Source organism: Pseudomonas allokribbensis, assembly GCF_014863605.1.
GTDB classification, from domain to species: Bacteria; Pseudomonadota; Gammaproteobacteria; order Pseudomonadales; family Pseudomonadaceae; genus Aquipseudomonas; species Aquipseudomonas allokribbensis.
Map to the genome: position 1 here is coordinate 602,682 of NZ_CP062252.1, position 18,832 is coordinate 621,513.

At 61.8% G+C, this 18,832-nt stretch carries 17 protein-coding genes; 11 read left to right on the forward strand and 6 right to left on the reverse strand.

Features of this window, described 5'->3' with window-relative positions:
• Positions 1 to 32: 32 nt before the first annotated feature.
• Positions 33 to 1,787 carry a molecular chaperone gene (locus IF199_RS02670; protein WP_192559623.1) on the reverse strand — a complete coding sequence of 585 codons (1,755 nt, stop codon included), beginning with the start codon at positions 1,785 to 1,787 and terminating at the stop codon, positions 33 to 35.
• A gap of 222 nt (positions 1,788 to 2,009) precedes the next feature.
• Here IF199_RS02670 and IF199_RS02675 point away from each other — a divergent pair, with 222 nt between their 5' ends.
• Positions 2,010 to 2,411, forward strand: coding sequence for a lectin OAA family protein (locus IF199_RS02675; protein WP_096819831.1), 402 nt, complete (start codon positions 2,010 to 2,012; stop codon positions 2,409 to 2,411).
• Positions 2,412 to 2,471: 60 nt separating this feature from the next.
• Here the strand turns inward: IF199_RS02675 and asd are convergent, their stop codons facing one another.
• From asd to IF199_RS02690, 3 genes are read right to left on the reverse strand one after another with little or no spacing between them, the layout of a single operon-like run.
• Positions 2,472 to 3,332 carry an archaetidylserine decarboxylase gene (asd, locus tag IF199_RS02680; protein ID WP_096819830.1) on the reverse strand — a complete coding sequence of 287 codons (861 nt, stop codon included), beginning with the start codon at positions 3,330 to 3,332 and terminating at the stop codon, positions 2,472 to 2,474.
• A gap of 18 nt (positions 3,333 to 3,350) precedes the next feature.
• Positions 3,351 to 4,166, reverse strand: a complete 816-nt coding sequence (locus tag IF199_RS02685) for a rhodanese-like domain-containing protein (RefSeq protein WP_192559624.1) — start codon at positions 4,164 to 4,166, stop codon at positions 3,351 to 3,353.
• A gap of 39 nt (positions 4,167 to 4,205) precedes the next feature.
• A complete protein-coding gene (locus IF199_RS02690) occupies positions 4,206 to 5,744 on the reverse strand; it encodes an HDOD domain-containing protein (protein ID WP_192559625.1) in 1,539 nt (512 codons plus the stop codon).
• A 166-nt stretch (positions 5,745 to 5,910) separates the two neighbouring features.
• Here IF199_RS02690 and motA point away from each other — a divergent pair, with 166 nt between their 5' ends.
• From motA to dinD, 3 genes are all read left to right on the forward strand, one after another.
• On the forward strand, positions 5,911 to 6,762 hold the full coding sequence (gene motA / locus IF199_RS02695; RefSeq protein ID WP_007952169.1) for a flagellar motor stator protein MotA: 852 nt from the start codon (positions 5,911 to 5,913) through the stop codon (positions 6,760 to 6,762).
• Between the two features lie 3 nt (positions 6,763 to 6,765).
• On the forward strand, positions 6,766 to 7,857 hold the full coding sequence (gene motB / locus IF199_RS02700; RefSeq protein WP_192559626.1) for a flagellar motor protein MotB: 1,092 nt from the start codon (positions 6,766 to 6,768) through the stop codon (positions 7,855 to 7,857).
• 166 nt (positions 7,858 to 8,023) lie between these two features.
• Positions 8,024 to 8,875 (forward strand): DNA damage-inducible protein D, encoded by an 852-nt coding sequence (dinD, locus tag IF199_RS02705; protein ID WP_192559627.1) that lies wholly within the window; start codon positions 8,024 to 8,026, stop codon positions 8,873 to 8,875.
• Positions 8,876 to 8,979: 104 nt separating this feature from the next.
• Here dinD and rsgA read toward each other — a convergent pair whose 3' ends face one another.
• Positions 8,980 to 10,011: a small ribosomal subunit biogenesis GTPase RsgA gene (rsgA, locus tag IF199_RS02710; RefSeq protein ID WP_102620136.1), complete on the reverse strand. Its 1,032-nt coding sequence runs from the start codon at positions 10,009 to 10,011 to the stop codon at positions 8,980 to 8,982.
• 107 nt (positions 10,012 to 10,118) lie between these two features.
• Here rsgA and orn point away from each other — a divergent pair, with 107 nt between their 5' ends.
• Positions 10,119 to 10,661 (forward strand): oligoribonuclease, encoded by a 543-nt coding sequence (gene orn, locus IF199_RS02715; RefSeq protein WP_096819824.1) that lies wholly within the window; start codon positions 10,119 to 10,121, stop codon positions 10,659 to 10,661.
• 84 nt (positions 10,662 to 10,745) lie between these two features.
• Entirely contained in the window at positions 10,746 to 11,357 is a 612-nt protein-coding gene (locus tag IF199_RS02720; protein WP_096819823.1) for a trimeric intracellular cation channel family protein, read from the forward strand.
• Here IF199_RS02720 and queG read toward each other — a convergent pair.
• Positions 11,339 to 12,418: a tRNA epoxyqueuosine(34) reductase QueG gene (gene queG / locus IF199_RS02725; RefSeq protein WP_096819954.1), complete on the reverse strand. Its 1,080-nt coding sequence runs from the start codon at positions 12,416 to 12,418 to the stop codon at positions 11,339 to 11,341. The genes IF199_RS02720 and queG overlap by 19 nt on opposite strands.
• Before the next feature lie 63 nt (positions 12,419 to 12,481).
• Between queG and IF199_RS02730 the strand changes: the two genes are divergently transcribed.
• The 5 genes from IF199_RS02730 to miaA are packed head-to-tail and all read left to right on the forward strand — an operon-like array spanning position 12,482 to position 18,757.
• Complete coding sequence (locus IF199_RS02730) at positions 12,482 to 13,981, forward strand: NAD(P)H-hydrate dehydratase (protein WP_192559628.1); 1,500 nt, start codon at positions 12,482 to 12,484, stop codon at positions 13,979 to 13,981.
• On the forward strand, positions 13,969 to 14,439 hold the full coding sequence (gene tsaE, locus IF199_RS02735; protein WP_096819821.1) for a tRNA (adenosine(37)-N6)-threonylcarbamoyltransferase complex ATPase subunit type 1 TsaE: 471 nt from the start codon (positions 13,969 to 13,971) through the stop codon (positions 14,437 to 14,439). Before IF199_RS02730 ends, tsaE begins: the two co-directional genes overlap by 13 nt.
• Positions 14,440 to 14,490: 51 nt before the next feature.
• A complete protein-coding gene (locus IF199_RS02740; RefSeq protein WP_425220387.1) occupies positions 14,491 to 15,879 on the forward strand; it encodes an N-acetylmuramoyl-L-alanine amidase in 1,389 nt (462 codons plus the stop codon).
• Positions 15,876 to 17,786, forward strand: coding sequence for a DNA mismatch repair endonuclease MutL (gene mutL, locus IF199_RS02745; protein ID WP_192559629.1), 1,911 nt, complete (start codon positions 15,876 to 15,878; stop codon positions 17,784 to 17,786). Before IF199_RS02740 ends, mutL begins: the two co-directional genes overlap by 4 nt.
• Positions 17,786 to 18,757, forward strand: a complete 972-nt coding sequence (miaA, locus tag IF199_RS02750; protein WP_085732663.1) for a tRNA (adenosine(37)-N6)-dimethylallyltransferase MiaA — start codon at positions 17,786 to 17,788, stop codon at positions 18,755 to 18,757. The genes mutL and miaA overlap by 1 nt, the downstream gene beginning before the upstream one ends.
• Positions 18,758 to 18,832 lie beyond the last annotated feature (75 nt).

Genomic DNA, 18,832 nt, shown 5'->3' on the forward strand with positions numbered 1-18,832 from the left:
ACAGGATCGCAGCCCCCGGCTGCGATCCTGGCTCAAAGGGATTTCCACAACGAGTCGAAATCCTCCTCGCTGCCGCCATTCTGCGCGGCCTCCAGCGAGCGATAGGCAAACTGATTGAAACTGTGGGTGCTCGCCACCCGCCGATCCAGCCCGGCGCGGTGCTCTTCGCCCTGGGTGTTGATCATGACTTTACTGCCTTCCTGAAACGGCAGTCGTGGCGCCAGTAGCGTCGCGGGCAAGTCGATGGCGCTGATTTCCGGCAACAACAAACCCCGCAGGTAATGGCTGTGATCGTCCCGCGTGCGCACCAGTTGCAAGCCGCAGGGCTGGGCGTGTGGCGCCACCAGTTCGATGCCCATTTGTGTCCCGGCACCGCGCACCTGACGGATCCAGCGCACCACGGCAATGCTCCAGCCCTGATTCGTGGTGTCCTGGATGCCGACCATCTCCCCGGTCTGCAATTCGGCGGGCACTTCTTTTGGCCACGCCAGGCAATAACCGCCGGGGCTGTGGTTGATGACCGGCAACGCATAGGTCGGGTAATGCGGCGGGCTGTCAGCGTCGCCTTCGTCGTCGGCCAGCGGTTCGTAGCGGATTTCCTCGTAAGGCAGGAAATCGTCGGACTTGCTTTGCGGCGCGGCATCGAATGCCTGGCTCCAGCTGTCCTTTTCGCCTTGGGCCACTGCACGGCTGAAGTTCGCGGCGCGCGAGCCGGGATGCCGGAGCAGTTCGCTGAAGGTGCGTTCGCCACCCAGATAGAAGTGCAGGGCGCTCATGCCCACACATACGGTCAGGTTGCCCTGGCCGACGGTGCGCTGGAAGCTGCGTTCGGCGGCTTCGCCCCAGGTGGCGTGCAGATGTTGCAGGGTGTCGAGTGTCAGACCGGCCGGCACTGGCAGTGGCGTCGAGGTGTCCTGATGCAGCAGGTGAGCCTCGATGGCATTCACCAGCGCTTGCGGATCGAATCCCAGCAGTCCCGGCTGTTGTTCGCTGCGAAATTTGCTGCGATAGCGCGGACCTGCGTCGATCTCCGCAGAAATGGCGAACAGCCCTTCGCCCGAGGCACCGGGATGGAGTTTCAACCAGGCACTCCACGGCTCAAGCACCTGCGCGAGTTGGGCGATCGGGTTCTGGCGCAGTTGATTGCAGCGGGCGCTGCCCAGCAGCAGAGCGGCGATGTAGGTCTGTTCGACGCTCAGTTCCCCGGCGAGGCTGGCCAGGTCATCACGGACCCGACGGTGTTGCAGCTGCAAGTCGCAGGCGCAGCGAAACAATTGGTGCAATTCAAACCACAGCTGTTCCGGCGCCGGGCTGTACAACTGCGTGGCGCGCACCAGTTGCCCTTTCAGCGCATGGGTGGCGCGTTGCAGCGCCTCGCTCAGCAGAGTCGCCCGATCCTTTGTGTATTTGGGCGCGATCCGCAGAACGATCTGTTTGTAACCGATGGCCAGTTGGCTTTGCAGCGCCTGGCACAGGTTGCTGATCTTGCGTGAACGCTCATCGAGCATGATCGCCTGATGCAGAAAGTGCCGCTCAAGGTGCTGGCAGACGAAGTACACCTCGGGCCGCAGCAGTTCCAGCAGATGCAGACGATTGTCACTGGGCGTCAGCAATTGATTGAGTTCGCCAAGGCCCTGATAAAGCTGGCGCGCGGTTTCGCCGATGTTGGCTTTCGGCAGGCCGGCGATCCAGCGCTTGAGATCGCGCGGGGTCGCTTCACAGAACGACAGGCGCAACTGAGTCGGGGTCGGGGCGCTCAGTTGTGGTCGGGATCGAGGCTCACTCATGCCGTGACCCGCTCCGGCGGCGAATAGGACGATGCCAAAAACTCTAGCAGTTGTGGTCTGTTTCGCAGACGTTTGTCAGGCTTTTTTACCGTTGGTCTGCTGGCTTGGTGCCATTTCGGCAGGCGCTACTAGGCTCTTTGGCGTGCGATCGGAAACGCACGGTTGCACGGCTTGCCGCACACGTCGGGCAGGTCTCTGAACAACTTCAAGGAGATGAGGTTCATGTCTAAATACGCAGTGGCAAATCAATGGGGCGGTAACTCGGCACCCTGGCATCCGGGTGGAACCTGGGTACTGGGCGCGCGGGACAACCAGAAAGTCGTCGCGATCGAGATCAAGTCCGGCGACGGCGGCAAAAGCTTCACCGGCACCATGACCTACGCCGGCGAAGGCCCTATTGGCTTCAAGGCTCAGCGCACTGGCCAGAACCAGTACAACGTCGAGAACCAGTGGGGTGGCAACGATGCCCCGTGGCACCCAGGTGGCAAATGGGTGATCGGCGGTCGGGATAACCAGAACGTTATCGCGTTGAGTGTCACGTCGAGTGACGGCGGGAAAAACCTCAGCGGCACCAATACCTACGCCAACGAAGGGCCGATCGGCTTCCGTGGGCAGATAGAGTAACGGCGCCAGCCAGGTCGTATCCGCCCCTTCGCAGACGTGCGAAAGGGCGGATCAACAGGTTCAGGCGTTCGGCAATGCCAGGGCCTGGCCCATCTGTACCGGCGAGCCGGCTTTCATTTCTTCAACCCATTTCACCTGATCCGGGCCAAACAGCACGATCGCGGTCGAACCCAGCTTGAAGCGACCCAGTTCCGCACCTTTTTCCAGATGAATTGGTGCACGGGCGGCTTCGTCGTAGCGGAAGGTTTTCAGTTCGCGCTTCGGTGGAGTCACCAGACCGGCCCACACGGTTTCAATCGACGCCACGATCATCGCGCCCACCAGCACCACGGCCATCGGCCCGCGCTCGGTGTCGAAGATGCACGCTACGCGCTCGTTGCGGGCGAACAGCTCAGGGACGTTTTCAGCGGTGGTCTTGTTGACCGAGAAGATCCGGCCCGGGATGTAGACCATTTCGCGCAGGGTGCCGGCCAGCGGCATGTGCACGCGGTGGTAGTCCTTCGGCGACAGGTAAACGGTAGCGAATTCGCCGCCCATGAACGGCGCAGCGTTGGCCGCGTCGCCACCCAGCAGCTCCAGCACGCTGAAGCTGTGGCCCTTGGCCTGGAAGATGCGGCCGTGCTCGATCGGGCCGAGCTGGCTGATCGCACCGTCGGCCGGGCTGAGGATCGCGCCCGGTGTCTCGTCCAGAGGGCGTGCGCCGTCTTTCAGCGCACGGGTGAAGAAGGCGTTGAAGTGCTCGTAAGCGGTCACGTCCTCAACCAGCGCCAGCGACATGTCCACCTGATAACGCTTGGCGAACCAGGTGGTGAAGGCATTCTTGAACCAGCGCACGCGGCACTCGGCAATGCAGCCGGCCAGGCGCGACAGCAAGTGGTGAGGCAGCAGGTATTGGCTGATGATAAACAAACGCTCTTTCATGACTGTCCTTAAAAATCCTTAAAGCTCGACGGGGGTGTCGGGGTGGTTGCCCCATTCGCCCCAGGAACCGGCGTAGCCCTTGACCCGCGGATAACCGAGGGATTTGGCCACCAGATAAGTGAAACCGGACCGGTGATGGGTCTGGCAGTGAGTAATGATTTCTTTGTCTTTCGTGATCCCGAGGCTTTCGAGGATCTGCGGCATGTCGGTGCGGATGCGCAGCTGGCGCGCCTGATCCATGCCTGCCGTCCATTCGAAGTTGACTGCGCCGGGGATGTGCCCACCCTTGGCCGCCAGCACTTTCTCGCCGGAGTATTCCAGTGGCCCGCGAGCATCCCAGATCGCCAGGTCGGCGGCACCGAGGCGGCTTTGCAGGTATTCGCGGGTGGCGGTCGGTTCGTCGTGCAGGGTCAGGGCTACCGGACCGCCGACGACAGGAGGGATCTGGATCGACATCGGCGAGCCTTCCGCCAGCCACGCCGGCAGGCCGCCGTCGAGGTAGTGGTACTTGTCGTGACCGATCACGTCGAGCAGCCAGATGAAACGTCCGGCCCAGCCACCGCCTTCGTCGTCATAGACCACGTAGACCGCGTCCTTGTGATGACCCAGTTCACCGAACAGTTCTTCGAGTTTTTCTTTTGTCGGCAACAGGCCCGGAGCCGGTGCCTGGCCCAGCTGGGTGCGCTTCGGATCGACAAAGCGTGCGCCGGGAATATGACCCTCGGCATAGCGGGCGGCACTGGTCAGATCCACCATAATCAGGTTGCGGGCTTCGAGGCGAGGGAGCAGGTCGCTCGGCTCGATCACCAGCGCCAGGCCAGAGAAGTCAGACATGTGAGGTCTCCAGAGCACAAAGGGGAAGGATTGTAGCTGTCATTGGCCGCGCTGGCTAAAGCTGTGCAGGGCTTTCTCGATGCACTGCGCGGTTTTGCCGAAGGCTTGCACGGTGATGTCGGCGAACGGCCCGCCACCTTGGTCGGCCACCACGATCATGATGACGCGGCCGTTGTGGACCAGCGAGCGCAGGAACAGGTGTTCGCCTCGGAACAGCGTGCGCAGCGAGGGCGGCAGCAGGGCGGAAAACTGGGCGTTGTTGTCCGGGGTGATCCGCACTTGTGCCTGCTGCGCGAGCAAGCGTTGCAGCACGGTGCTTTGACTGACGACGAAGTTGAGCGCAGCAGCTTCCTTCGGCAGGCCGGAAATCTGATGCACGCGCAGACTGGACTGCGTGCGGTCGGCCATCAGGATCATCACCCGGCGCATGCCGCTGGCCACCAGCGCGTCGCGAGCGGCAATGGTCAAGTGCATGGCATTGGTGAAACGGCTCGGCTCGGCCAGCAGTTCGGCACATTGCCGGCGCCACTTGGCGAGGTCGTCGGCATTGGGTGCGGCGGCCGGCAGCATTCCGGCGGGCAGGCGATGGGTGCCCCACGGCCACAACAGGGAAACCGCCGGGTGCCACAGATCCGGCATCGAATGCCGGCGCGCACTGTTGGCGGCCTGTTGGTGCAACTGTTGTTGCACCTCGTCCATCGAGATTTGCAGATAGAGGCTGGTCAGGTATTGCCAGCGCTCACTGTGCGGACTGTCCCAGGCCTGTTGGGCCGAAAGCGCCAGGCCGTTGGCCAGCAGCACGGTGTTGGCCGGTTGATTGAGCCAGTGGCGCAGGGTCGGGTCGTCATCGAGGCGATTCTGCTGGCGTAGCGGGTGATCGACATCGCGGGCGATGCGCAAAACCTTGACCAGTTCGCGTTGCTCGGTGAGCAGCAATCGATAACCCTGCTGCACCCAGATCGGCAATCGCCAGACTTCGACCAGCGCCTCACCGATCTTCAGCAGACGCACACCGAACAATTGCTTTTCCACGTCGCGGGCCGATTCGCCCTTGTGGATAACCCGCACTTCCCACTCTTCGAGCAGTTGGGGAAAGGTCAGCGCCAGCGGCCACAGCGGCGACAGAAATAACAGACTGCCCCAATGAATGTCCTGCCACAGCCGCGCCAGGCGACTGGCAAAAAAGCCGTTGGCCTGTTGCGTGGCGTGCTGACTGATCATCTGTATCTGGCGCAAGGCCTGGGGAATTTGCGCCTGCGGTTCGGCGGGCAGGCGTGCCAGCAGTTCTTCGGTGCGGGCGAGGCCAAGGCGATTGATCGCGACCTCAAGGTTTTCCGCCGGCGCGGTCATGCTGCCCTGGGTGTGGCGATTGGCTTCGCGAATGATGCTCAGCGCCAGCGCCGGGCTGTCCTGCATCAGGTCGGCGATGTCGCGCAGCGAGCTGCGATTATCGCGGATGGCGCGGCAGACACGATCGTGGGCTTCTTGCGGCACCGGCAGGCGTACGCCGTCGAGCAGCTTCACCCAGCCATCGAGTGTGGTGGGTTTTACGTGTGGGACGTTCGTTTCATTAGCCATGTCTGGACGAGATCTTCACTGACTGTAGACGCGCCCGGCATGGGCTAAATTGGCTTTTCGCCTGAACTGGCTATAGTCTGGCGCAGTTTTGCCGATAAGTAGAAGAAGAGATTTTTTAACTTCCGAATATGACCTTGAACCCGACTTAAATAAGTACTTTCTACCTATGGCTAAAATTATCGGCATCATCGTCGTATTCGCGAGCGTGCTCGGCGGATACGTGCTCTCCCACGGCAAGATTGCCGCCCTGATCCAGCCTTTCGAGGTGATGATCATCGGTGGTGCGGCACTCGGAGCATTCCTCCAGGCCAACCCCGGTTACATGACGATGCACGTGCTCAAGAAATCCCTGAGCATGTTCAGTTCGCGTTTCAGCCACACGTTCTATCTGGAAGTGCTGGGCCTGATCTACGAGATCCTCAACAAGAGCCGCCGTGAAGGCATGATGGCCATCGAGGGCGACATCGAAGATGCCGCTGCGAGCCCGATCTTCGCCAAGTACCCGGCGGTATTGAAAGACGAACGCATGACCGCGTTCATCTGCGATTACCTGCGCATCATGTCGTCCGGCAACATGGCGCCGCACGAGCTGGAAGGCTTGTTCGACATGGAACTGTACAGCCTCAAGGAAGACCTCGAGCATCCGTCCCACGCGGTGAACGGCATTGCCGACGCCATGCCGGGTTTCGGTATCGTCGCGGCGGTACTGGGTATCGTGGTGACCATGGCCTCGTTGGGTGAAGGCGATCAGAAGTCCATCGGTCTGCACGTAGGTGCGGCACTCGTGGGTACCTTCTTCGGTATTCTCGCGGCATACGGTTTCTTCGGCCCGCTGGCGCACTCCCTGGCGCACGATGCCAAGGAAGAGCTGAACGTCTACGAAGCCATCAAGGCCTCGCTGGTGGCTTCGGCGTCCGGCATGCCGCCATCGCTGGCTGTCGAGTTCGGTCGCAAGGTTCTGTACCCGGCTCACCGTCCAAGCTTTGCCGAGCTGGAACAAGCCGTTCGCGGTCGTTAAGTCATGGAAAATAACCAGCCGATAATCATCAAGCGCGTCAAGCGCATCGCCGGCGGGCATCACGGCGGGGCGTGGAAGATCGCCTTCGCCGACTTCGCGACGGCGATGATGGCGTTCTTCCTGGTGTTGTGGCTGCTGTCCACCGCGACCCCGGAACAGAAGATCGCCATCGCCGGTTACTTCAAGGACCCGGTCGGTTTCTCCGAGAGCGGCACGCCGTACATCATCGACCTGGGCGGTACGCCGACCCTGGCGCCGGAAAACACCCTCAACCCTGAAGTGAAGTCGCAGCCGCAACCGGACAAGGTCACGGTCGACACCGAGCAGGTTGAAGGCATGGCCGAGCAGGTCGAGAAGGAACGTCTGGAACTGTTGCTGCAAGAACTGCAGAACAAGGTCGACGAGAATCCGCAGCTGCAGAAGTTCAAGGATCAGATCCTGTTCGAGATCACGCCGAACGGCTTGCGCATCCAGATCATGGACGCCGAGAACCGTCCGATGTTCGACTCCGGTTCTGCACGCCTGAAGCCGTACTTCGAAGACATCCTGCTGGCCATGGCCGACACCATCAAAGCGGTGCCGAACAAGATCAGCATCAGCGGCCACACCGACGCCAAGCCGTACACCGGCACCGGTGACTTCGGTAACTGGGAACTCTCGGCCAACCGTGCCAACGCCGCCCGGCGTGCGCTGGTGGCGGGTAGTTATCCGGACGGGCAAGTGGCGCGGGTCGTGGGTTACGCCTCGTCGGCGCTGTTCGACAAGGAGAACCCGTTCAACCCGGTCAACCGTCGCATCGACATCGTGGTGCTGACCAAGAAGGCCCAGGCGGCCATCGAAGGTTCGCAAGGTACCGAACCGTCGAAACCGGCAGATCAAGGTCAGAACGGTGCGGCCCCGGCCACACCGGTCGACCCGAACGCCTTGCCGGCGGATCAGCAGCCAGTGCCGGCGCACGAGCTGCGCGAACGGTTGAACCTGTTTGACGACGCGGCGCCGAAGCCAACCGCGCCGGGCAGCGCGGCGCCAGCCCCGGCGCCCGCTGCACCCGCCACTGCACCGGCCACTGCCCCGGCGCCCGCGCCCAAGCAGTGACCCACAAAAAAGCCGACAGTGATGTCGGCTTTTTTGTATCCGGCGACGACTGGGCGCTTTTTTGATCAGCCTCTCACGGATAATCCCCGATCAGCGCACACGGGTGTTTTGCTTTAAATGGCCAGCAATGAATTCAAATCCTTCTGAACCACAGGGAGTCGTGACGATGGAAAATCAGACAATCTTTTTGCTGCAACAGCAATTTGACGAATTAGCGCAACGGGTGCCTGGCGAGGGTATCGAGTTCTGGTTCGCTCGCGAACTGCAGGAGCCTTTGGGTTATGCACGTTGGGAAAACTTTCTCACCGTTGTCCAGCGTGCAATAGCCTCGTGTGAAGCCACCGGTGTGGATGCTCTCGATCATTTTCGTGGCGTTACGAAAATGATCGAGATTGGCAAAGGTGGGCAACGAGCTACCGACGATTTCATGCTTACGCGCTATGCCTGTTACTTGATTGCGCAGAATGGCGATCCGCGTAAACGGCCCATTGCCTTTGCTCAGAGCTATTTCGCGCTACAAGCGCGCAAGCAAGAGTTGATTGAAGACCGGATGCGCCTGCAGGCCCGCTTTGATGCTCGTGATCGCTTGCGCGAGTCGGAAAAAGAACTGTCGCAGAATATTTACGAACGTGGCGTGGATGATGAGGGGTTTGCTCGTATCCGCTCCCGGGGAGATGCAGCGCTTTCCGGTGGGAAAACGACTCAAGCGATGAAAGATCGCTACGGCATCATCAAGAGTCGGCCACTTGCTGATTTTCTGCCTACATTGACTATTGCTGCGAAAAATCTTGCCACTGAGATGACCAATCACAATGTGCTTCAGGTTGATTTACAGGGTGAGTCGGCTATTGCGAGCGAGCATGTCCAGAACAATTTGAGCGTGCGCGACATGCTGGACCAGCGTGGTATCAAACCCGAGGAACTCCCTGCGGAAGAGGATATTCGCAAGCTTGAACGTCGGGTTAAATCACAGGAAAGGAGCATCGCCAAGCAGGCGCCGAAGCTACCGGCTGACTGATATTGAGGTGGTCGCTGGAGTGGATCCACAAACAAAAGCCGCAGGTGACTGCGGCTTTTGTTTGGCTGGGACATTCCCAAAGTCAGCGTTGCTGGCGATCTTGTTCAGTAGCCGTTTTCAGGCAGGCTGGCGATGATCGAGCGGTAGCTGTTCATTCGCTGCTGTTGCACGCGGCCATCTTCCAGGGCCTTGAGCAGGGCGCATCCTGGCTCGCGGTCGTGCTTGCAGTCGCGGAAGCGGCAGGTGCCGAGCAGGTCGTCGAACTCGATGAAGCCAGCCTCGACGTCGGCGCGGCTGACGTGGCCCAGGCCGAACTCGCGGATACCCGGGGAGTCGATCAGCTCACCGCCACCTGGGAAGTGAAACAGGCGCGCGGTGGTTGTGGTGTGGGTGCCCTGGCCGGACAGTTCGGACAGCGGGCCGACGCGGGTTTCCACCTCGGGCAGCAGGCTGTTGACCAGCGACGACTTGCCGACGCCGGACTGACCAACGAACACGCTGATGCGTCCGTCGAGCTGTTTCTGCAATTGCTCCATGCCGTTGCCGTGGTGCGCCGACACTTCCAGCACCGGGTAACCCAGCGTGCGGTACACCGCCAACAACGCGTTCAGCGCCGGGGCGTTCTGTTCGTCGATCAGGTCGAATTTGTTCAGCAGCAGCAACGGGCGGATGCCGGCGTGCTCGGCCGCGACCAGATAGCGGTCGATCAGGTTCGCATGGGGCTCGGGCAGCGGGGCGAAGACGATGACGATCATGTCGACGTTGGCGGCCACCGGTTTGAGCTGGCCACGGCTGTCCGGCCGGCACAGCTCGGTGGTGCGCGGCAGTTGCGCGACGATTACGCCGATGCCCTGGTTGCCGGCGCGCCAGACCACTTGATCGCCGGTCACCAGCGCGGGCAGGTTGGCCCGCAAGTGGCAGCGGAAAACCTGGCCGGCCAGTTCGCCGTCAACGGCCTCGACTTCGACCTGCACACCGAAGTGGGCGATCACCAGGCCGTGCTGTTCCGGGCCCAGATCGCCGCCTTCGAGCGCCTCGACAGCCGAGGACTCGCGTTTGGCGGCGCGGGCGGCGCGCTCGCCCTGAATCTTTTCGATGCGCCAGTTTTGACGACGATTGAGTTGGCGTTTGGCCATGGGTGTTCCGTCTGAAGAATGCAGCGATTAGGTAAAACGGCCGCGAGTTTAGCACGCCCGGGCACCGCCCTAGGCTAAACTGCGCAGCATTGCCTAGGAGCCGAAATATGCAAAACCCGCAGAATCTGATCTGGATCGACTTGGAAATGACCGGTCTGGATCCGGAAAACGACGTCATCATCGAAATGGCCACCATCGTCACCGACAGTGACCTGAATACTTTGGCCGAAGGCCCGGTGATCGCCATCCACCACAGCGACGAAGTGCTGGCCCGCATGGACGAGTGGAACACCCGCACCCACGGCAACTCCGGCCTGACCCAGCGCGTGCGCGACAGCCGCGTCAGCATGGCCGAGGCTGAAGCCGAAACCATCGCCTTCCTCGAGCAGTGGGTGCCGAAGGGCAAGTCGCCGATCTGTGGCAACAGCATCTGCCAGGATCGTCGCTTCCTCTATACCCACATGAAGTCGCTGGAAAGCTACTTTCACTATCGCAACCTCGACGTTTCCACGCTCAAGGAACTGGCCGCGCGCTGGGCGCCGGACGTGCGCGACAGCTTCAAGAAGGGCAGCACTCACCTGGCGCTGGACGACATCCGTGAATCCATCGCCGAGCTGCAGCACTACCGCAAGCATTTCATCAAGTTCTGAGATCGGCGACCCACGCCGAGGCGCCCTCTTTTGGTGCCCCGGCGAAGTGAGTAGACTGCGCGCCTTCCTGCCAGGATCGCCACCATGTTGCTGATGCTCTACCTCGTCGCCATTACTGCTGAAGCCATGACCGGCGCCCTGTCTGCGGGCCGTCGCGGCATGGACTGGTTCGGCGTGGTGCTGATCGCCTGCGTCACGGCATTGGGCGGCGGTTCGGTGCGCGACGTGCTGCTCGGGCACTACCCGCTGACCTGGGTCAAACACCCGGAATACCTGGTGCTGACCACGGTCGCGGCGATGATCACCGTGTTCACGGCACGCTGGATGCGCCATCTGCGCTCGCTGTTTCTGGTGCTCGACGCGGTCGGTCTGGTGGCGTTCACCCTGATCGGCTGCATGACCGCGCTGGAAATGGGTCACGGCATGCTGGTGGCTTCGGTCAGCGGCGTGATCACCGGGGTGTTCGGCGGCATCCTGCGCGACATCTTCTGCAACGACATCCCGCTGATCTTCCGCCGCGAACTCTACGCCAGCGTCTCGTTCGCCGCAGCGTGGTGCTACATGCTCTGTCTGTTCCTCAACGTGCCGAGCGAACAGGCGATTCTGATCACCCTGTTCGGTGGCTTTCTATTGCGGCTGTTGGCGATTCGCTTCCATTGGGAAATGCCGAAGTTCGTCTATAACGACGCGCCTTGACGGTCGGCGTGCTGTTTCAGCGCCCACTCCACATGTTCACGCACCAGTTCTGACGGGTATTCGCGCCGCGCCTTGAGCGCTTCCAGCACCGGAATGCTCGACGGTGCGTTACCCAGTCCCACCGCCAGATTGCGCAGCCAGCGCTCATAGCCGGCGCGACGCAGCGGCGAACCCTCGGTGCTGCTGAGGAATTTGTCTTCATCCCACAGAAACAGCTCGGCCAGTTCGGCGTTGTCCAGATTGTGCCGTGGCTTGAAATCGCTTTCGCCGGACGGGCGGGCGAAGCGGTTCCACGGGCAGCAGATCTGGCAGTCGTCGCAGCCGAACACCCGATTGCCGATCAACGGTCGCAGGTCTTCGGGGATGGCGTTCTTCAGTTCGATGGTCAGGTAGGAAATGCAGCGTCGCGCATCCAGCACATACGGCCCGACGAAAGCGTTGGTCGGGCAGATGTCGAGGCACGCGGTGCAGCGCCCGCAGTGTTCGGTGCTGTGGGGTTCGTCCACCGGCAACGGCAGGTCGACGAACAGTTCGCTGAGAAAGAAGTAACTGCCGGCCTTGCGGTTCAGCACCAGGGTGTTTTTGCCGATCCAGCCCAGGCCGGCCTGTTCGGCGATGGCTTTTTCCAGCACCGGGGCGCTGTCGACGAAGGCGCGGAAGCCGAACGGGCCGATTTCGGATTGAATCTTGTCCGCCAGTTGTTGCACGCGTTTACGGATCAATTTGTGATAATCGCGGCCCAAGGCATAACGCGAGATGTAGGCCTTTTCCGGTTTGGCCAGCAATTGCGCCATTTGCGTGTCGCCCGGCAGGTAGTCCATGCGCAAGGACACCACGCGCAAGGTGCCCGGCACCAGCTCTTCGGGGTGCGAGCGTTTGCTGCCGTGGGCGCCCATGTAATCCATTTCGCCGTGGTAGCCGGCCTCGAGCCAGCGTTGCAGATGCTGCTCGTGCTCGGCCAGGTCCAGACCGCTGATGCCGACTTGCTGGAAGCCCAGCTCTCGGCCCCAGTCCTTGATGGATTGGGCGAGGGCGGGAAGATCTGTGGTGATGGCGGACATGAGGCGAGAGAAACCGGAGCTGAGGTGCGTATAATTCTGCCAGACATCGGAGCCAGAAGACGCATGCCGCACACTAAAGATCAATTACCCGACGCGCTGTACTGCGCCGCGCAAGTGCGGGCACTCGACGCACGGCTGATTGCCGCCGGCACGCCGGGCTTCGAATTGATGCAGCGTGCCGCCCATGCCACCTGGCGCGCACTGGTGCGCCAATGGCCTTCGGCGAACGCATTGACGGTGCTTACCGGCCACGGCAACAACGCCGGCGATGGTTATCTGGTGGCTGCACTGGCCCGGCGTGCGGGGTGGACGGTGCAGGTGCTGGCCGTCGGCGATCCGCAACGCTTGCAGGGTGATGCGGCCCTGGCGCATGCCGAAGCAGTGGCTGAAGGCGTTGCGATTGCGGCGTGGACTGCTTCCAGTGAATTGCGCGGAATTCTTGTCGACGCGCTGCTTGGCACCGGTCTGAGCGGTGATGTGCGTGAGCCGTATGCATCTGCCATCGCAGCCATCAATGCCAGCGGCCTGCCGGTGGTGGCGGTCGATATCCCTTCCGGTTTGTGTGCCGATACCGGCCATGTGTTGGGCAGCGCGGTGCGCGCCGACCTGACCGTGACCTTCATCGGGCTGAAACTCGGCCTGTTTACCGGGGACGCGGCGGATCACGTCGGCGACCTGCTGTTTAACGATCTCCAAGCACCTGCCGAAACCTACAGTGACATTGCCGTCGCCGCCCGCCGGCTCAACGTGGGTAATCTGCCGCACCTGCCTGCTCGATTGCCGGCTGCGCACAAGGGGCGTTTTGGCCATGTCCTGCTGATCGGTGGCGATCACGGCTTTGGCGGCGCGATTCTTCTCAGCACCGAAAGTGCGTTGCGCAGCGGAGCCGGAATGGTGTCGCTGGCGACCCGCCCGGAACATGTCCCGGCAGCGTTGAGCCGGGTTCCTGAAGCCATGGCGTTGGGCACTTCGTCGGCCAATCAACTGATGGGGCTGCTGGAAAAGGTGTCCGTGCTGGTAGTAGGTCCGGGGCTTGGGCAAGCGAGTTGGGGCAGGGCACTGCTGTCGGCCGCCGCCAATGCACCGCTGCCGCAAGTGTGGGATGCCGACGCGTTGAATCTGCTGGCGTCCGGATTTGTCACTCTGCCCAAAGATTGCGTGATTACGCCGCATCCGGGTGAAGCGGCGCGTTTGCTGGGGATCAGCACCGCCGAGGTGCAGGCCGATCGTCCTGCGGCAGCACTGGCGTTGAGCAAAAAATATACAGCGGTGGTGGTGCTCAAGGGCACCGGTAGTCTGATCGCTCATCCCGACGGGCGTCTGGCGTTGTGTCATCAAGGCCACCCGGCCATGGCCACTGCGGGCCTTGGCGATGTGCTGGCCGGTCTGGTCGGTGCGTTGCTGGCTCAGGGCATGAATGCGTTCGACGCGACGTGCCTGGCGGTCTGGCTGCACGCCAACGCCGGGGCGCAACAAGGTAAATTCGGCCGTGGGCTGGCGGCCAGTGATCTGATTCCAGTCATTCGTCAGTTGTTGGAGGAGCATGCACCGTGTCTGAAGTAACCCTGTACCTGGCCGATGAACAGGCGATGAGCGACTTTGGCGCACGGATCGCCCGCGTGACCGGGGGGCATGGCCTGATCTTCCTCGAAGGCAACCTCGGCATGGGTAAAACCACGCTGTCGCGGGGCATCATTCGCGGGCTGGGGCACGTCGGCGCGGTGAAAAGCCCGACCTTCACGCTGGTCGAGCCCTACGAAATCGGTGACATCCGCGCCTTCCACTTCGATCTGTATCGTCTGGTCGATCCGGAAGAGCTGGAGTTTCTCGGCATTCGCGACTATTTCGAAGACGACGCCCTGTGCCTGATCGAGTGGCCCGATAAAGGTGCAGGCTTTTTGCCAAAGCCTGACCTGACCATTACCATTAGCCCGCAAGACAGCGGGCGTTCGCTGACTATTTTGTCCCAGGGCTCGCGTGGCGAGGCCTGGTGTGCCGCTTTGGCATTGGAAACCAATTAAATGATGGGGTTAGGTATGCGCTTTCGCGCGTTGGTGGCTGCCGCTGGACTGATGTTGATGGCAGTAACCGTCAACGCTGTGGCCGACACGAAGGTCAACAGCGTGCGCCTGTGGCGGGCGCCGGACAACACGCGTCTGGTGTTCGACCTGACCGGTCCGGTGCAGCACAGCGTTTTCACCCTGACGTCGCCGGACCGTCTGGTCATCGACATCAATGGCGCCACCCTCGGCGCGCCGTTGAAAGTCTCCACCGCCAATACGCCGATCACTGCGATGCGTTCGGCCCAGCGTACGCCGACCGACCTGCGGGTGGTCATCGACCTGAAAAAAGCCGTCACTCCGAAGAGTTTCTCGCTGGCGCCAAACGCGCAGTATGGCAACCGTCTGGTGGTCGACTTGTTCGATAACCCGGCCGATGCCGCGCCGCCGCCACCCACACCTGCGCCGACACCGACAGTTGCGACCGTTCCGGCCGTGCCGGTCACCCCGACAGAACCGGCGATCAAACTGCCTCCGGCCCCGGCCGGCAAGCGCGACATCATTGTGGTGATCGACGCCGGCCACGGTGGCGAAGACCCGGGTGCGTCCGGCTCGCGCGGTCAGCGCGAGAAAGACGTGGTGCTGCAGATCGCCCGTGAGTTGCAGCGTCAGGTCAACGGCATGAAAGGCTTCCGCGCCGAACTGACCCGTACCGGCGACTACTTCATCCCGCTGCGTGGCCGTACCGAAATCGCCCGCAAGAAAGGCGCCGATCTGTTCGTCTCGATCCATGCCGACGCCGCGCCGTCTGCGGCGGCCTTCGGTGCTTCGGTGTTTGCCTTGTCCGACCGTGGCGCCACCTCGGAAACCGCCCGCTGGCTGGCAGACAGTGAAAACCGTTCTGACTTGATCGGTGGTGCCGGCAACGTCAGCCTCGACGACAAGGACCGGATGCTTGCCGGCGTACTGCTCGACCTGTCGATGACCGCCTCGCTGACCTCCAGTCTCAACGTCGGCCAGAAAGTCCTGACCAACATCGGTCGCGTCACGCCGTTGCACAAGCAACGCGTTGAGCAGGCCGGGTTCATGGTGCTGAAGTCGCCGGACATTCCGTCGATCCTGGTGGAAACCGGCTTTATCTCCAACGCCAACGAAGCGAACAAACTCTCGGCCTCGAGCCACCAGCAGGCGCTGGCGCGTTCGATCAGCAGCGGTGTGCGCCAGTTCTTCCAGCAGAACCCGCCACCGGGCACTTACATTGCCTGGCTGCGTGATTCGGGCAAGATCGCTCAGGGCCCGCGTGATCACCGCGTCAGCCCCGGCGAAACCCTGGCGATGATTGCCGTGCGTTATCAGGTGTCGCCAGCCACTTTGCGCAGTGCCAATAACCTCAGCAGCGATGAGCTGAAGGTCGGTCAGCACCTGACCATTCCTGGTACCGAACTGGCGTCCAAAGAATGAATCAGGTTCTGAACGCGGCCCGCATCGAACTGCTCAGTCCACGGCTGGCGAACCAGATCGCCGCTGGTGAGGTGGTTGAGCGCCCGGCCTCGGTGATCAAGGAATTGCTGGAAAACAGCCTCGACTCCGGCGCCAGGCGCATCGACGTCGATGTCGAGCAGGGCGGCGTCAAGCTGCTGCGGGTGCGTGACGATGGTAGCGGCATTTCTGCCGATGACCTGCCGTTGGCGCTGGCCCGTCACGCCACCAGCAAGATCCGCAACCTTGAAGACCTCGAACAGGTGATGAGCCTGGGTTTCCGGGGCGAGGCACTGGCGTCGATCAGCTCCGTGGCGCGCCTGACCCTGACGTCGCGTACCCGCGATGCCGATCAGGCCTGGCAGGTCGAGACCGAAGGTCGCGACATGGCACCCCGCGTGCAGCCGGCGGCGCATCCGGTCGGCACCTCGGTGGAAGTCCGTGACCTGTTCTTCAACACCCCGGCACGGCGCAAATTCCTCAAGACCGAAAAAACCGAATTCGATCACCTGCAAGAAGTGATCAAGCGTCTGGCGCTGGCGCGTTTCGACGTGGCCTTCCATTTGCGCCACAACGGCAAGACCATCCTCAGCCTGCACGAGGCTCACGATGACGCGGCCCGCGCCCGGCGTGTGGCGGCGATCTGCGGTTCGGGCTTCCTTGAGCAGGCGTTGCCGATCGAGATCGAGCGCAACGGCTTGCACCTGTGGGGTTGGGTCGGTCTGCCGACGTTCAACCGCAGTCAGGCGGACTTGCAGTATTTCTTCGTCAACGGCCGTGCGGTGCGCGACAAACTGGTGGCCCACGCGGTGCGTCAGGCTTATCGCGATGTGCTGTTCAACGGTCGGCATCCGACGTTTGCGCTGTTTTTCGAGGTCGATCCGGCAGCGGTCGACGTCAACGTGCACCCGACCAAACACGAAGTGCGCTTCCGTGACGGGCGCATGGTGCATGACTTCCTGTATGGCACCTTGCACCGTGCCCTCGGCGATGTGCGACCGGAAGATCAGCTTGCCGGTTCGGTCACCACCGCGATCGTCCGGCCGACCGGCCTCGAAGCCGGTGAGTTTGGCCCGCAGGGTGAAATGCGTCTGGCCGCCAATGCGCTGCTGGAGCAGCCGCAGGCACAACCGACTTTCAATACCTCGTCGGGCGCCAGCACTGGTGGCGCTTATCAGTATCAATACACGCCGCGTCCGCAATCTGCGGTGCCGCCGGCCGCTGAAGTTCAGGCTGCGTACCGCGAGTTTTTCGCGCCGCTGCCCGAGGCGAATGCCAATGCGCTACCGGCCGGTCAGGAAGATATTCCGCCGCTGGGCTATGCGCTGGCGCAGCTCAAGGGCATCTATATTCTGTCCGAGAACGCCCAGGGCCTGGTTTTGGTGGACATGCACGCCGCTCACGAGCGGATCATGTATGAGCGCCTGAAGATCGCCATGGCCAGCGAAGGCCTGAGCGGTCAGCCGTTGCTGGTGCCGGAGTCGCTGGCGGTCAGTCAGCGTGAGGCCGATTGCGCTGAAGAGCATGCGGCGTGGTTCCAGCGTCTCGGGTTCGAATTGCAGCGTCTGGGCCCGGAAACCCTGGCGATCCGCCAGATTCCGGCCCTGCTCAAACAGGCCGAGGCCAACCGTCTGGTGGGCGACGTACTGTCGGACTTGATGGAATACGGCACCAGTGACCGGATCCAGGCGCACCTGAATGAACTGCTCGGCACCATGGCCTGCCACGGCGCGATCCGCGCCAACCGCCGCCTGGCCTTGCCGGAAATGAACGGTCTGCTGCGCGACATGGAAAACACCGAGCGCAGCGGTCAATGCAACCATGGCCGACCGACCTGGACCCAACTGGGCCTGGACGATCTGGACAAACTGTTTCTGCGCGGTCGTTGATGAGCCAGCTTCCTCCAGCGATTTTCCTGATGGGCCCGACCGCTGCGGGCAAGACCGACCTGGCCATCGAGCTGACCAAGGTGCTGCCGTGCGAGTTGATCAGCGTCGATTCGGCGCTGGTCTATCGCGGCATGGACATCGGCACGGCCAAACCGTCCAAAGAACTGCTCGCCGAACATCCTCATCGGCTGATCGACATCCTCGACCCGGCCGAGAGCTATTCGGCGGCCGATTTCCGCCGCGATGCCCTGCAAGCCATGGCCGAAATCACCGCACGCGGAAAAATTCCGCTGCTGGTAGGCGGCACGATGCTCTATTACAAGGCTTTGGTCGAAGGTCTGGCGGATATGCCGGCGGCGGATCCCGAGGTTCGTGCGCAGATCGAGGAAGAGGCTGCACGCCTTGGCTGGCAAGCCTTGCACGATCAGTTGGCAGTGATCGATCCGGAATCGGCAGCGCGTATTCACCCGAATGATCCTCAGCGCCTGAGTCGTGCGCTGGAAGTCTATCGGGTCAGCGGTCAGAGCATGACTGAACTGCGGCTGAAACAATCTGAACAAAGTACCCAAGCTGCGGCATCGGGACTGCAACAATTGCCCTATACTGTCGCGAACTTGGCCATTGCTCCGGCAAATCGCCAGGTGCTGCACGACCGCATTAAACAAAGATTCACAAATATGCTGGAACAGGGATTCATCGACGAGGTCGTAGCCCTGCGTAATAGAAGTGACCTGCATGCCGGGTTGCCGTCTATACGTGCGGTAGGCTATCGCCAAGTCTGGGATTACCTGGATGGCAAGCTGACGTCGGCTGAAATGCAGGAGCGGGGCATCATTGCCACGCGCCAATTGGCCAAACGCCAGTTTACCTGGCTGCGCAGCTGGGACGATTTACACTGGCTCGACAGTCTGGATTGCGACAATCTGCCACGCGCCTTGAAATACCTTGGGACCATCTCCATATTGAGCTGAGTCCTTGCAATTGCCGTCTATCCTTGGGGGTGTGGCGGCAAAAGCCATCTGATTACCTATTTTTTATATTGAATC

Excerpts from the sequence above, each read along its gene's own strand:
- IF199_RS02670 (WP_192559623.1), bottom strand. The coding sequence starts at position 1,787 with ATGAGTGAGCCTCGATCCCGACCACAACTGAGCGCCCCGACCCCGACT.
- IF199_RS02675 (WP_096819831.1), top strand. The coding sequence starts at position 2,010 with ATGTCTAAATACGCAGTGGCAAATCAATGGGGCGGTAACTCGGCACCC.
- asd (WP_096819830.1), bottom strand. The coding sequence starts at position 3,332 with ATGAAAGAGCGTTTGTTTATCATCAGCCAATACCTGCTGCCTCACCAC.
- IF199_RS02685 (WP_192559624.1), bottom strand. The coding sequence starts at position 4,166 with ATGTCTGACTTCTCTGGCCTGGCGCTGGTGATCGAGCCGAGCGACCTG.
- IF199_RS02690 (WP_192559625.1), bottom strand. The coding sequence starts at position 5,744 with ATGGCTAATGAAACGAACGTCCCACACGTAAAACCCACCACACTCGAT.
- motA (WP_007952169.1), top strand. The coding sequence starts at position 5,911 with ATGGCTAAAATTATCGGCATCATCGTCGTATTCGCGAGCGTGCTCGGC.
- motB (WP_192559626.1), top strand. The coding sequence starts at position 6,766 with ATGGAAAATAACCAGCCGATAATCATCAAGCGCGTCAAGCGCATCGCC.
- dinD (WP_192559627.1), top strand. The coding sequence starts at position 8,024 with ATGGAAAATCAGACAATCTTTTTGCTGCAACAGCAATTTGACGAATTA.
- rsgA (WP_102620136.1), bottom strand. The coding sequence starts at position 10,011 with ATGGCCAAACGCCAACTCAATCGTCGTCAAAACTGGCGCATCGAAAAG.
- orn (WP_096819824.1), top strand. The coding sequence starts at position 10,119 with ATGCAAAACCCGCAGAATCTGATCTGGATCGACTTGGAAATGACCGGT.
- IF199_RS02720 (WP_096819823.1), top strand. The coding sequence starts at position 10,746 with ATGTTGCTGATGCTCTACCTCGTCGCCATTACTGCTGAAGCCATGACC.
- queG (WP_096819954.1), bottom strand. The coding sequence starts at position 12,418 with ATGTCCGCCATCACCACAGATCTTCCCGCCCTCGCCCAATCCATCAAG.
- IF199_RS02730 (WP_192559628.1), top strand. The coding sequence starts at position 12,482 with ATGCCGCACACTAAAGATCAATTACCCGACGCGCTGTACTGCGCCGCG.
- IF199_RS02740 (WP_425220387.1), top strand. The coding sequence starts at position 14,491 with ATGTTGATGGCAGTAACCGTCAACGCTGTGGCCGACACGAAGGTCAAC.
- mutL (WP_192559629.1), top strand. The coding sequence starts at position 15,876 with ATGAATCAGGTTCTGAACGCGGCCCGCATCGAACTGCTCAGTCCACGG.
- miaA (WP_085732663.1), top strand. The coding sequence starts at position 17,786 with ATGAGCCAGCTTCCTCCAGCGATTTTCCTGATGGGCCCGACCGCTGCG.